The following is a 13,419-nucleotide window of genomic DNA, read 5'->3' on the forward strand; positions in this document are numbered from 1 at the left end:
CGGTATTGCAGCACCGCTATTCCGGAGCTGCAAAACAAAAGGCTGCTTTCAATGAAAGCAGCCTTTTGTTTTCATTCCGTCCCCGGAAGCATCGTCCCCGGATCACTCGGCGGCACCCGTTCCCGCGATCCTGGCCTCCGCCTCCTCGCTGAGTTTCCGAGCCTGTTGCTCGGCAGCTTTTACCAAAGCCTCGGCACTCTTTTTGGCCGCAATCTTGGCCAGCGGATTCTTCGCCTGTTCGACCAGCTTGTCGCCCTGCTGTTTCGCCGCTTCGATCAGTTCGTCGCCGGCCGCCTTCGCGTCGGCCCTCAACTTTTCGGCCTGGTCGGCCGCACCTTCCGTCGAAACGGCGCTCTTTCCGCCGGTCAGCTTGCCGAGTGCACCTCCGAGCGCCTGCTTCACGGCGTCCTGCGCCATCTCCTTCACTCCGAGGGAGATTTCGGGCGACGAGAAGGTGCCTCCGATATTCACATTCACCTTATTGAGATACCCTCCGGCCGTACCCGAGGGAAGAGCCACGGAAGCGACATAGTCGATCGTCTGATCGAGCCCCGTGGAACCGGAAAGGTTCAACCCGACATTTCCCAGTTTCAGATCGAACGGCGAGGTTTCGATACGTCCGTCCGCAATCGTAAAGGAGATTTTCACGTCTTTCGCCTCGATTTTTTTCAGCCGGTCGTCCTTCAGCACGGCAGCCAGCCGATCGAACGCCTTTATGTTCTGCACATGAATATCCGACGATTCCAACACACCCCGGGCCGCCACGGAGTTCAGGACGGGTTCCATATGCTCGTCCATACGGGCCGTCATGTCGAGGGTCATCGAATAGTTGCCGCCCGTCTTCTCGAAAACCGGCACGAACTTCTTCACCATGTCCAGCTCTTCGAAGGTGCGGGAGAACGAAGCCTTGTCGACATTTACGTCGAGGGTCAGTTCCGGACTCTTCGGATTCTGTGCCGTGGAATAGGAACCGGACGTACGGATCGAACCGCCCAGCGCATTCATATTCAGCCGCCCGAGTTTCGCCGTTCCGTCCTTCACCGTGACATCGCCCGTCAGATCGGTAATCGTCATCTTCTGGAACAGAATCTTTTTGAATGAAGTGTTCAGCGCCAGATCGAGGTTCTTCGGCACTTCGAATGCACTCAGCGCGGCCGTATCGGCCGGCACGGCCCCTTCCTCCGGGGTTTCAGACGCAGAGTTCCCGAGCAGCTGGTTCAGGTCGAGCAGATCCGAAGAGACCGAAAGCCGGCCGGCCAGCATCTCTCCCCGCAGGACATAAGGCAGGTAGTTGGAGAGTTCCCCCTGCGCCACCAGATCGCTCCGTCCGACCGTTACGTCGAGCCGGGCCAGCTTCATGGCCGCCGGCGTTACGGAGGCCACCGCCTCGGCGACCTTCACCTCGGGCAGCTCCGGAGTGCGGAACACCATATTCTGCAGAGCGACGTTCCCTTCGCCCCTCAGCTTTTCATATCGTTTTTTCTCCACGTCGGACATCCGTCCGGCCATTTCGATACCGGCCGTGATACGTCCCCCGAGCGAAACCGAATCGCCCAACGGATAGACATCCTTAACCACGCCCAGATCGAACGCCCCCGTCACCTTTCCGTCGAACGCCGGATCGCTCACGGGAGTGGTCACGGACAACGACAGCAGCAGGTTGTTCGTCTGCCCTACCCGGGCCGAAAAGTCGGATATCCTCAGCTCCGTCCGATCGGCACTGCCTCCCGGGTTGAACACCGATGCATTCAGCCGGATATCGTCCACGCCCAGCGGCAGCGAAGCGTATTTGAAGGCACCTTTTTCCACAGCCAGCACGGCGTCGATCTTGGGCAGGCAGTCCCCTTCGTAACGTCCCGCGGCCGAGGCGGCGAACGTCAGATCGCCCGAAGCGGTAAGATCCTCGAAATCCTTCATGTAGAATGCCGGGATCAACGAGAGAATATCCTTGAACCGGACTTCCGACGTATTCAGTTTCAGGTCCATATCGACGGCATCCCCGTCGAGGGCCACCCAGCCGTCCAGCCCCAGTTCGATCGCATTGAGGCGGACACGGTTTTTCTGCAGGGTGTATTTGCCGTTTTCGAAATCGGCGTCGAGATTGATCTCCGTCTCCACCTCCGCATCACGCACCCACGCGGTGTTTCCTGTCATGAAACGCAGGTTCCGGGTCACCATCGTCAGATTCAGTCCGCTCCGGTCGGCCGCCATGTTCCCGCTCAGGCGCAGGTCGAGACGGTCGGTCGAAAAAGCCGTTTTCGAAGAGTCGTCCACGAAAACGATCTTTCCCCCGTCGATCCGTACATCCTTCATCGACAGCTTGAACGACGAAGGCTCCGACACGGCCGTATCGGCCGGCGTCTCCCCGCCGCTCTCCTTTACGATATTCCAGTTCACCCGGCCGTCCGCCAGCTTGAGGGCCGTCACCGAAGGTCGGGAGAGCACCAGGCGGGTCACCTCGAAGCCCGAATCCCCGAACAGGGACATCAGGTTCACCACCACCGAAATCCGGCCGGCGCTCACCAGCGTGTCTTCCGCGAAAGGTTCCGTCCCCACCAGCGTCAGCCCCTTCAGATCGAGCGAGGCATGCGGAAAATGGCGGATCAGACTGATCCCCAACCGATCGAAATCAAGCCGGGCATCGAGCATGGAAGCCGCCTCCTTCTTGACGATCTGGTCGATCTTCCCGCGCAGGGCGATCGGCACCACGATCAGGATCAGCAACAGAACGCCTATCACGATCCCCGTTATTTTCAAAGCCTTTTTCATAACACTAAGTTTTTCCTGTACCTACAAAGATAGAGGCATCCGGCCAGATTATCAACATTTTTTCGGCCAATTTTCCGGTTTCGGCGATCCGTTGCGGATTCCTGATTAATTTGTTATTTTTGTTTTACCTAATTCCTTATCTTCATACCATGCGATTTCTGAAACTCGTTTCGCTCCTGTTCCTGCTGCCGTTTTCACCAGCCCGAAACCGCACGGTAAAACCGCAAAAGCACGGTCTGATTTTGCTATTTTTACGACCAAACAAAATATTTTTCCCTCGAAGGTATTGGAACGAACCATTTTTTCAATATCTTTGCATAACCCCTTAACCGCACCCAACATGATAGACGTTAAACAGATAGAAGGAACCGATCCCAAGTTGTACGAACTGGTCTGCCGCCTGGTGATGGACCCGGAGGTGCTCCGTCAGAACAACAACTATCCGTTCAAAACCACACTCCATTTCGTCTGGTTCGTAGCCCTCGACAAGGGGGAGGTAGCCGGATTCCTGCCCGTGGAGCGGCGCGACGGAGGAAAAGCCGTCATCAACAACTATTACATCCGGGACGAATCGGCTGCCGTGCTCGAAGCCATGATCGTCAAGGCACAGGAGGCGCTGGGAGGGCAGTACACGCTCGAAGCCGTCGCACAGACCCGCGACGGGGACGTCTTCGCCCGCAACGGCTTCTGCGCCACGAAGGTCTGGAAGAATTACATCAAGATGACGGACGATGCAGATACAAAACGTATATGAACGTGCGCAGGTCCGCCTGAAACGTATTTTTTCGAGTTTCGACAATATCTATATCTCCTTTTCGGGAGGGAAGGACAGCGGCGTGGTACTGAACCTCTGCATCGAATACATCCGTCGGCACAAACTGCCGGTGCGCTTGGGAGTATTCCACATGGATTACGAGGCCCAGTACCGGATGACCACGGAATACGTGGACCGGGTATTCGCCGAAAACCGGGACATCCTGGACATTTACCGCATCTGCGTCCCGTTCAAAGTGGCGACCTGCGCCTCCATGCACCAGAGGTACTGGCGTCCATGGGAGGAGAGCAAACGGGACATCTGGGTACGGGACATGCCCGAAGGAGCCTACACCCGGAAGGATTTCCCCTTTTTTGCCGACGACATGTGGGACTACGAGTTCCAGATGGATTTCGCCCGGTGGCTCCACGAAAGGAAAAACGCCAAACGCACCTGCTGCCTGGTTGGCATCCGCACGCAGGAGAGCCTCAACCGCTGGCGCACCATATACAGCGCGAAATTCGCCAACCACTATTACGGGTTGAAATGGACCAAGAAGCTGTTCGACAACGTCTATAACGTCTATCCCATCTACGACTGGAAAACCTCCGACATCTGGACGGCCAACGGCAAATTCCGCTGGGATTACAACCAGCTCTACGACCTCTATTACCAGGCCGGGGTGAGTATCGAGAAACAGCGCGTGGCCAGCCCCTTCATCTCCGCCGCACAGGAGCATCTGAAACTGTTCCGCGTGATCGACCCCGACACGTGGGGACGCATGGTGGGGCGGGTCAACGGGGCCAACTTCAGCAGTCTGTACGGGGGCACGTCGGCCGTCGGGTGGCACTCCATCAAACTGCCGCCCAACCACACGTGGGAGAGCTACATGCACTTCCTGCTCTCCACGCTTCCGGCCCATGCCCGCCAGAACTACCTGAACAAACTGGCCGTCAGCATCCGGTTCTGGAAAGAGAAGGGGGGCTGCCTGGCCGACGAGACGATCGAAAAACTGCGCAAAGCGGGAGTGAAAGTGGAGGTGGGCGATTCGACCAACTATCACACCAGTAAAAAGCCGGTGCGCATGGACTACCTGGACGACATCGACCTTCCGGAGTTCCGGGAACTTCCCACGTTCAAGCGCATCTGCATCTGCATCCTGAAAAACGACCACTCCTGCAAATACATGGGTTTCACACCCCCGAAAAAAGAGCTGGAAGCGAAACAGAAAATACTCGCCAAGTACAAAAGCATCATGCAATGAAAACTCAGACCAGTCCCGTATATCACGTAAAAGCCGTGCCCGTGGAGAAAGTGAGGGCCAACGACTACAACCCCAACTCCGTAGCTCCGCCCGAGATGAAACTGCTGGAACTCTCCATCTGGGAGGACGGGTTCACGATGCCCTGCGTCTGCTACTACAACGACAAGGACGACATGTACGAACTGGTGGACGGCTTCCACCGCTACAAGGTGATGAAAACGTCGGAACGGATCTTCAAACGGGAACAGGGGCTGCTGCCGGTCGTTGTAATCGAAAAAGACCTCTCGAACCGTATGGCTTCGACCATCCGACACAACCGGGCCCGTGGCTCGCACAACATCCGGCTGATGACAGAGATCATCGCCGACCTGACCAAAGCGGGCATGTCCGACCGGTGGATCATGAAAAATATCGGCATGGACCGCGACGAACTGCTCCGGCTCAAGCAGATCACGGGTCTGGCCGAACTCTTTGCCGACAAGGATTTCAGCATTCCCGAGGACCGGTAGAACCACCTCCCATCCGCTGAACACCGTTTCAGGTGGTAGTGCCGCAGAGCGCAAATATCTGCGTTCCACCGTAAAAGGAACCGTATCCCGCAGGCCGCTCCCTCCTTCCTGCCACTTACCGTCTCATTGACCCGGCCGGGCGATTGCCGATCGCCGGCAGACCGCCTGCATGTACATCCCTTCTATCCGCCCCAAAAACGGCAATGCCGGATCAATACTCCGCTCAGATCGAACGGTTACCCGCAAAGACGCCGGCGGAGACCGGTAACCGGCCGATATGCCGCTCCTCTTACAGCGGCATTCCGACCGGACTTTCCGTACCGGAAACGAGAAATTCCCAAACCGCTTTTCTTGTTCTTTTCCACCCATCGGAAACGAGCGAAAGATGTTCACGCACCCCATCCGACCGGCCGGTCGGATCGCTCCCGAAACGGAAAAATTTGCAAATTATCTGCACAATCCGTATATTGTGTTCGAACACGGATACCTCACACCACACATAAACAACTACAAACAAACATATTACAATAAAAAAACGCTTGAAATTCCACTCCAAAACATATCCAACCGCCATCCCGGACGTGTAAGCCGAACAAAATCACACGGAATTACACGGCCTTCTAAAACCTCTATACCGAACATGAAACGACACTTCGCACGATACGCCAGCGCATGGGTGTTCATCCTCGTCTCGATTCTGACAGCGACACCCCTTTTCGCCCGACAGGCCCTGAAAGAGTATGCGAAACCCTTGATGATGCGCCTCAACGAGCAGATAGTCCTCCGGCAGAACGACGACACCCGAAGCCCCGATTACGGAGGCATCTGGTGTCCGGGGTGCGGCCTCTACCACACGCGCGCCGCCGAAGCGCTCTTCCCGCTGGCTTACGAATACGAACTCACCGGCAACAGGGAACGCCTGCGGCAGGCCATCCGGCTCGGGAACTGGCTGGTCGCCCGGCAGCAGCCGGACGGAGCATGGCCCGAAACGCCCGAGACCTGGACCGGCACTTCCACCGACCAACTGCTCATGATGCTTCTGGCATGGCCCATCGTCTCCCCCCATCTGTCCCCCGACGAACGGGCCCGGTGGAGTTCGTCCATGGAACAGGCAGGGGATTACCTGGCCCGGGTAATGGACAACGCATTCGCCAGCATCAACTATTGCGCGACCACCGCAGCCACCCTCGCCCACATGAACGCCTTCCTTCCGAAACCTTCCTATGCGGCCAAGGCCCGGGAACTGGCCCGGATGATCGTCGCCAAGATGAACCCCGAATACTTCATCGAAGGGGAAGGGTCCCGGGAAGGAAAATACAAATACGGGGTAGACCTGGGTTACAACATGGAGATGTCGCTCTGGGGCCTGGCCGAATATGCCCGCGTGACGGGCGACGGTCCGGCAGCAGACGCCGTGGCCCTTTCGTTGAAGAACCACCTCTGGTTCATCTATCCCAACGGCATGCTCGACGCTTCGTGGGCCATCCGCTCCAACAAATGGACTACCTTTGGCAGCGGCACCTCGGACGGCTGCCACCCGCTGCTGGCCCTGATGAGCGACCGCGACGAAGCCTATATCACCGCCGCCGTACGCAACATGCGGCAACTGGAACACTCCTTCACCCGTGAGGGCCTGCTGGGATTCGGCCCCCACTACGATCGGGTACGGAACGCTCCGCCCTGCATCTACCCCACCTTCACCAAAGCCAAAAGCCTGGCCATGGCCCAGAGTTGGGTGACCCGGGACGGTCCCGGAGACGCGCCGCTGCCCACCGACACGGAAGGCTGGCGCTATTTTCCCACGATGAACGTAGCCGTAGTGCGCAGCGGAGACTTCTGCGGAACGGTCACCGCCTACAACTACAAGGCGAAAGAGGGCCCCCGGAGCAAATACATGCACCGGCCGGCAGGAGGTTCGCTCAGTATCCTGTGGGTGGATGGGTTCGACCTGCTGCAAGCCTCATCCCAGACGGAATACCACCGCTGGGAACCGATGAGCTTCCCCGAAATTCCGGCAACCACACCCCTCACCCCGCGCATCGAAGTGAGCGCAAACAACGGCTATTACACCAACCTCTACGAATACGACGCCGCCTTCACCGTCGGCGAACGGGACGGAGCGGTCGAATGTACGGCTTACGGACAGTTGAAAAACCGCGACCAGCGGCCTTGCGGCGTCGGCTACACGCTGACGCACCGCTTCGGAGGTGATCGTCTGACCAAAAGTTTCATGATCGCCCATCAGACCCTCACGGACACGGTGCGGATCGTGGAACCCATCGTACTCAACGAGGGCACGGAAATCACCCGGCAGGACAGCCGTACGATCCGCATCGGGTCGAGGTCCCGCACCATCCTACTCACGCTCGACAGTCCGGAGGCGACCCTTCGCATCGACAAAAAGGGCGCCGAAACCTGCTGGAGCATCTATCCGGCCCTCAAAGCGTTGCCGATCGTGGTAGACGTACCCTGCGACGAAACCACCCGCCGGACACCCGTCACCCTGACCTATCGCATCGAATCGTAAAAACCATAAAAACCATACGACATGAAATCATTCCGCCTGTTACTCCTGTCTCTCCCGCTGGCCCTCGCAGGGCCCGGTCATGCAGCCAACCCCTGGAACATGGTGAAGCAGATCGAAAAGCAGATCTCCGCCCCCGTCTTTCCCGACCGGGACTATCCGGTCACCCGCTACGGTGCGACGGACGACGCCTCTGCCGACTCCCGGCCGGCCATTCTCCAGGCCATCGACCGGTGTTCCTCCGACGGCGGGGGCCGCGTGGTCATCCCCCGCGGACGTTTCTTCTGCAAAGGCCCCGTCGTACTGAAAAGCAATGTCAACCTGCATCTGGAAGAGGGTGCCGAACTGATCTTCAGTGCCGACGAGAAAGATTACCTGCCCGCCGTCCCCACGCGCTGGGAAGGCACGGAGGTCTTCAACTACTCCCCGCTGGTCTATGCCTACAATGTGAAAAATATCGCCATTACCGGCAAAGGAACCCTCAACGGACAAGGCTCCAAAAACATCGCCACCTGGAAACCGCGTCAGAAACCCGACCAGAAAAAACTCCGCAAAATGGGCACCGAACTCGTCCCCCTTTATGAAAGGGTATTCGGGGAAGGCCATCTGTTGCGGCCCGCTTTCGTCGAACCGGTTTCGTGCACCAACGTCCTCATCGAGGGCATTACGCTGATCGACTCCCCGTTCTGGGTGATCCATCCCCTGTTTTGCGAAAACGTCACGGTCAGAGGCGTACGGGTCGATACGACGAACGACAACAACGACGGGTGCGACCCCGAATCGTGCCTCAACGTGCTGATCGAAGACTGCTATTTCCACACGGGCGACGACGGAATCGCCATCAAATCCGGCCGGGACAACGATGCCTGGCGTATCGGGCAGCCCACCCAGAATGTCATCATCCGCAACTGCACTTTCAATTCGAAAATCAACGGGCTGTGCATCGGCAGCGAAATCTCGGGCGGCGTGCGCAACGTATTCGCCGAAAACCTCTACATCCCCAGCGCCACCGACGCCATCTACTTCAAGTCGAATCTCGACCGCGGCGGCTATATCGAAAACATCCACATCCGCAACGTGCGGGCGGATTCGGTACGGTCGACCCTGGTAAAATTCGAACCGGACTACAAATCGGAAAGCCGCAACAACTATCCCACCCGGTTCCGGGGATTCGTCATCGAGAACGTGAAAGGCGGTGTCGCGGAGATCAGCGGAATCGACATCTCGGGCTTCGCCCGGATGCCCGTGGAAGACGTGACCATCCGCAATCTGACCCTCGACCGGACACCCATCCCCCTGATCGTCAAGAACGCCGAAAACATCACACTGAAAAAGGTAATGATCAACGGCATGCTCCAAACCCTGCCCTAAACGATATATTCATTAACGAACGGGCCGGTTTTAAGAGCCGGCCCGTTCGTTAATGATTCAAAATTAACCGATCCATAATGGATTTATCCACCCCGGCATCTGCCTGCAGAAGGATATATGATGCTCCGTACCGAATATTCTGACCGGAATGAGCGGAAGCCCCATACTTTTCAGCGAGAAAAGTATGGGAATCGCATAATTTGTTAATATCATTCGTCAATTTCGATAATTGGTCCCGAATTGCCTCCAACCTGAAGCATCTTCATACACGTCAACACATCCTTCTGCATTATAAAACATACTCCCTCAGACACAAGACAATCATCAAACAGTACAATAATAAAAGATTGTAGGGGGCGTTTCATAATTCAGAAGCAGAAATACTACATCCATTAGAAGTTTTGACCGCATAATGCAGTATCACAAATCAACACTAAACTATATCTGGAAAAACTCTTTCCATTCATCTCTTGGAGGATAGCCCTGCAAAAGGAAATTCGCCATTTCATTGTTTACGAAACGCTTCGTCTGACGGTCGAATTTCAGATGGGAATTAAGTCTTTGAGCGATCACACCCAAGCAAAGCACCTGACTCAACGGACCTGAAATTTCGAACGGAGAACGAGCTTTCTCCTTACCCATCACGGCCAACAGGAAGTTTGCATAGTGATTGGACGGACTTTCGGGAACCTCCGGCAATCGGGATGCAATCTCTTTTGCCTTGTCTTTGGGAATGATCGACAACGTACTACCGTGCGACCCACCTTGGAAAATAAGATCTTTTCCATAGATGATTTTTCCCGGATTGAGTTTCGAAGGTTGAATAGCACCTTGAGACGTGGGCGGAATATTAGGATCGAGTTTCCCGGCAACGTACCCGTCAGGCAACGGAGGAAGATTTTTCCGGCCGTCATACCAAGTAATCTCTACCGGAGGCATATCGCCTCGGGCGGGGAACTTGAATTCGATCGTCGAAGCCAACGGGAAAAAGAATGGATTCCATCCATCGGCATACAACATATTGATCTCTTCCGGCAGTCCCAAATCAAGAAATTCATGGGCAGTATCAATAATGTGTGCACCCCAGTCCCCAAGAGCACCAAGCCCTAAATCATACCAGCAACGCCATTGCCCGTTAATATAATCGTGATTATAATCGCGCATCGGCTCCACACCGATCCATGTATCCCAATCAAGCGTGTCCGGAATGGGTTCGGCTGCAGGAAAACTCTTCATGTTCGTATCCCATTGGTGCCAACGACGCTTGTTGTTCATATGGGCCGTGATCCGGGTCACATCCTTAATAATACCCGCTTCGGTCCATGCCTTGAATTGAAAATAGTTGGCCTCCGAATGCCCTTGATTTCCCATTTGAGTTACGACCTTGTATTTTCGGGCCGCGGCCATCAATAACTCCACTTCCAGAAACGTTCGGGCCAACGGTTTCTCCACATACACATGGATACCCTCCGACATGGCACGCATCGCAATCGGGAAATGGGAGTGATCCGGAGTTCCGATCGACACCGCATCGATCGAATCTTTCATTCTGTCAAACATCTGACGGAAATCGCGGAACCGAGGCACATTAGGAAACATCTTGAGTATCTCTAGGGTATGGGCAGCCTCCATGTCCGTATCACACAAAGCCACGATATTGCACAACCCGGTAGAATAGAGTTGTTTAATAATGTCTTTTCCCCGGTTTCCGATACCGCAACAAGCCAGATTCACTTTGTCACCCGATACGAATTTCGGATTTTTCACCTCTCTTTTCGAAGAAGGATTTATGGCATTCAATATGCCAGGAAATGCTGCCGTTGCAGCCAATACTGCCGATTTTTTTAAAAAATTCCGGCGAGAAATGTGTGTTTTGTATTCCATAAAGAAATAATTTAAAACCCGTTAACGGAGTTGAAATTTTAAAATATTCACGATTAACAAAATACGCATAACATATTGGGGTGCTATCACATGATAACGATAGGCAGTTGTAAAGGAGAATGTTAGAGAGGGGACAAAAAAGTGTTTGTCAAATGCTTACAATAGAACTAAATCCTTTTAAGGTTCTCAAGTCAGGGTGCAATGCATCGTTCAAAAAGCGTAAGGAACCGTAATTTATGCGAAATATTTTGCCCCAATTTTCACCTACTAACACGTCTCAACCGTAATTTCGCACCCTTTTCTGCGCGATTTTCTTATTTTTATAGAGTGAACTTACACCTCCATATCCTTGAGAGGGACAAAGTCGACTTGAGGACAGGGATTTATGAGAACATCGTGATGGAGGTTCATTCTGCCATCTTACTCTAGATGCTTCTTCCTTAACATATTCAAATATCTTTTTTTGAATAGTGGGGCTATGCATGATTTTCATGGGACTGTCCAGAATTTTGTGTAAACGGAAACAAGGATCAGATGTAAGCATTTCTTATATCTGGATTCTGTTTCCAAATATAAGCATAAATTGGTTCATAATCAAGCCCCAGTTTGAGACAGGCACTGTCCATTTCTTTTCAATTTCCACAAAAAAAGGGAGGGGGGGGAGGAGATACACAGTCCCTTTCCGGCATTATCGAAAGGGAACGCAAGCTTTGATTTCGTGTACTTTCTGATTTTCCATTGATATATTAAGTTGGATAAAAACATATCACGACTGAATTGGGGATAGAAACTTTCCCCGAATAAATCCAAATCCATAATCAATATTTTCAACCAGACTTTGAGGTGTATAATCTTTATGAAAAGCTGTCGGTTCAATGATTTTATCCTGATACTGCCCTTTCTTTGCAAGGACAAGTTTCTCTATATATTCCCTGTTTGGACAAGATGGCTTAGGCTGTTGTTTGGAGAAATCCCAGTGTTTCTGGTTTAATGAAACGCCCAAAGACACATACTTGATTTTTCTGTCTTTAGTTATCCTCTGCAGTAAAGGATTCAACCTATCTTTCAGATTATTAGACTCATAATAGACCATTCCAACTGTAGCGTTCATGGTGATTCCGGTTTAAACGCTGGTTTAAACACCCCCTGAAATCACCGAAAAATACAGGCATAAAAAAACCACCTACATCGCTGTAAGTGGTTGATTTCTAAGTGGGAGCTGAGGGATTCGAACCCCCGACCCTCTGCTTGTAAGGCAGACGCTCTGAACCAGCTGAGCTAAGCTCCCGAAATTTTCAGAACCTGCATCCGTTGCGGCTGACCGTCTTATTTCCGGATTGCGAGTGCAAAGATAGCTCTAATTTTTATAACTCCAAATTTTTCGGACTTCTTTTTCCATTTTTTTACATTTTTTTCAAATCCGTCCCGAAAAGCTATTGTAAAAGACCTTACGACCCTTTTCGCCCGCCCCTTGCCCGATGCAAAAACGGATTATTTTCCTACCTTTGTTTCATGAAATACACGACAACCCATACCATCTGCTACTCGCCGACCCGCACTTCGGCCGAAGTAGCCGCACACGTCGCCCGGGGAACCGCCCCGGAACGGATCGTCGAAACCGACCTGACCTGCGACCGGGATACACGGCCGATCCGGATCGGGAATGAACTCGCAGTCATCGCCGCCCCGGTCTATGCGGGCCGCATCGCCCCCGTGGCACGCGAACGGTTCTCCCGGTTGCAGGGCGAAGGGACCCCGGCGATCCTGCTGGCGGTCTACGGCAACCGCGATTACGAAGATGCCCTGATCGAACTGCGCGACCTGGCCGTATCGAGGGGATTCGTCCCGCTGGCTGCTGGTGCGTTCATCGGCGAACACAGTTACAGCCGCCCCGGGATGCCCGTCGCGGAAGGCAGGCCCGACCGGTCCGATCTCGCCGCTGCCGAATCGTTCGGCAGGCAGGCCGCAGAAAAACTTGCATCGGTCTCCTCCCCGGCCGATCTCCCGGCCGTCACCGTCCCGGGCAATATTCCCTATAAAGAGGTCAAACCGTCCACCCCGGCCGCTCCGGTCACGCTGAAAGAGAACTGCACGGCCTGCGGCCTCTGTATCGAACTGTGCCCCACCGCCGCCATCCGTTTCGACGACGAGGGCGAAATCGCAACCGATCCGCTTCTCTGCACCAAATGCTGCGCCTGCGTCAAGGAGTGTCCCAACCAGGCCCGCATTTTCGACACCCCCTATACGGCCATGCTCCATACCAATTTTTCGGCACGCCGCGAACCCGAAACTTTTTTATAAAACCGGCAAAAAGGCACGCGGCCCGGAAAACCTTCGGACCGCG

10 protein-coding genes and 1 tRNA gene are annotated in these 13,419 nt (G+C 54.3%); 6 read left to right on the forward strand and 5 right to left on the reverse strand.

What is annotated here, in order from left to right; translation table 11 throughout:
* Positions 1-102 precede the first annotated feature (102 nt).
* Both INF32_RS07335 and INF32_RS07340 read right to left on the reverse strand, forming a co-directional pair.
* Entirely contained in the window at positions 103-2,769 is a 2,667-nt protein-coding gene (locus INF32_RS07335) for an AsmA family protein (protein WP_226387696.1), read from the reverse strand.
* Positions 2,770-2,874: 105 nt separating this feature from the next.
* On the reverse strand, positions 2,875-3,111 hold the full coding sequence (locus INF32_RS07340; protein ID WP_226387697.1) for a hypothetical protein: 237 nt from the start codon (positions 3,109-3,111) through the stop codon (positions 2,875-2,877).
* Between INF32_RS07340 and INF32_RS07345 the strand changes: the two genes are divergently transcribed.
* The 5 genes from INF32_RS07345 to INF32_RS07365 all read left to right on the forward strand — a co-directional run bounded on the left by INF32_RS07345 (position 3,110) and on the right by INF32_RS07365 (position 9,191).
* Entirely contained in the window at positions 3,110-3,523 is a 414-nt protein-coding gene (locus tag INF32_RS07345; RefSeq protein WP_226387698.1) for a hypothetical protein, read from the forward strand. The two genes, INF32_RS07340 and INF32_RS07345, sit on opposite strands and share 2 nt — an antisense overlap.
* A complete protein-coding gene (locus INF32_RS07350; RefSeq protein ID WP_226387699.1) occupies positions 3,501-4,787 on the forward strand; it encodes a DUF3440 domain-containing protein in 1,287 nt (428 codons plus the stop codon). The genes INF32_RS07345 and INF32_RS07350 overlap by 23 nt, the downstream gene beginning before the upstream one ends.
* Positions 4,784-5,296: an IbrB-like domain-containing protein gene (locus tag INF32_RS07355; protein ID WP_226387700.1), complete on the forward strand. Its 513-nt coding sequence runs from the start codon at positions 4,784-4,786 to the stop codon at positions 5,294-5,296. Before INF32_RS07350 ends, INF32_RS07355 begins: the two co-directional genes overlap by 4 nt.
* Positions 5,297-5,936: 640 nt before the next feature.
* The gene (locus INF32_RS07360; protein ID WP_226387701.1) at positions 5,937-7,823 is read left to right on the forward strand and encodes a DUF2752 domain-containing protein; all 1,887 of its coding nucleotides are present in this window, start codon (positions 5,937-5,939) and stop codon (positions 7,821-7,823) included.
* 21 nt (positions 7,824-7,844) lie between these two features.
* Positions 7,845-9,191, forward strand: a complete 1,347-nt coding sequence (locus INF32_RS07365) for a glycoside hydrolase family 28 protein (RefSeq protein WP_226387702.1) — start codon at positions 7,845-7,847, stop codon at positions 9,189-9,191.
* 438 nt (positions 9,192-9,629) lie between these two features.
* Here INF32_RS07365 and INF32_RS07370 read toward each other — a convergent pair whose 3' ends face one another.
* The 3 genes from INF32_RS07370 to INF32_RS07380 all read right to left on the reverse strand — a co-directional run bounded on the left by INF32_RS07370 (position 9,630) and on the right by INF32_RS07380 (position 12,363).
* Positions 9,630-11,075: a Gfo/Idh/MocA family oxidoreductase gene (locus INF32_RS07370; protein ID WP_226387703.1), complete on the reverse strand. Its 1,446-nt coding sequence runs from the start codon at positions 11,073-11,075 to the stop codon at positions 9,630-9,632.
* 766 nt (positions 11,076-11,841) lie between these two features.
* The gene (locus INF32_RS07375) at positions 11,842-12,186 is read right to left on the reverse strand and encodes an Arm DNA-binding domain-containing protein (RefSeq protein ID WP_226387704.1); all 345 of its coding nucleotides are present in this window, start codon (positions 12,184-12,186) and stop codon (positions 11,842-11,844) included.
* 102 nt (positions 12,187-12,288) lie between these two features.
* Positions 12,289-12,363, reverse strand: a tRNA-Val gene (locus tag INF32_RS07380).
* A 224-nt stretch (positions 12,364-12,587) separates the two neighbouring features.
* On the opposite strand from INF32_RS07380, the gene INF32_RS07385 reads away from it, so the two are divergent.
* Positions 12,588-13,376 carry a 4Fe-4S binding protein gene (locus INF32_RS07385; RefSeq protein ID WP_226387705.1) on the forward strand — a complete coding sequence of 263 codons (789 nt, stop codon included), beginning with the start codon at positions 12,588-12,590 and terminating at the stop codon, positions 13,374-13,376.
* Positions 13,377-13,419 lie beyond the last annotated feature (43 nt).

The sequence above is a fragment of the Gallalistipes aquisgranensis genome (assembly GCF_014982715.1).
Classification (GTDB): domain Bacteria; phylum Bacteroidota; class Bacteroidia; order Bacteroidales; family Rikenellaceae; genus Gallalistipes; species Gallalistipes aquisgranensis.

Coding starts and splice junctions, on each gene's coding strand:
- INF32_RS07335 (WP_226387696.1), bottom strand. CDS start 2,769: ATGAAAAAGGCTTTGAAAATAACGGGGATCGTGATAGGCGTTCTGTTG.
- INF32_RS07345 (WP_226387698.1), top strand. CDS start 3,110: ATGATAGACGTTAAACAGATAGAAGGAACCGATCCCAAGTTGTACGAA.
- INF32_RS07340 (WP_226387697.1), bottom strand. CDS start 3,111: ATGTTGGGTGCGGTTAAGGGGTTATGCAAAGATATTGAAAAAATGGTT.
- INF32_RS07350 (WP_226387699.1), top strand. CDS start 3,501: ATGCAGATACAAAACGTATATGAACGTGCGCAGGTCCGCCTGAAACGT.
- INF32_RS07355 (WP_226387700.1), top strand. CDS start 4,784: ATGAAAACTCAGACCAGTCCCGTATATCACGTAAAAGCCGTGCCCGTG.
- INF32_RS07360 (WP_226387701.1), top strand. CDS start 5,937: ATGAAACGACACTTCGCACGATACGCCAGCGCATGGGTGTTCATCCTC.
- INF32_RS07365 (WP_226387702.1), top strand. CDS start 7,845: ATGAAATCATTCCGCCTGTTACTCCTGTCTCTCCCGCTGGCCCTCGCA.
- INF32_RS07370 (WP_226387703.1), bottom strand. CDS start 11,075: ATGGAATACAAAACACACATTTCTCGCCGGAATTTTTTAAAAAAATCG.
- INF32_RS07375 (WP_226387704.1), bottom strand. CDS start 12,186: ATGAACGCTACAGTTGGAATGGTCTATTATGAGTCTAATAATCTGAAA.
- INF32_RS07385 (WP_226387705.1), top strand. CDS start 12,588: ATGAAATACACGACAACCCATACCATCTGCTACTCGCCGACCCGCACT.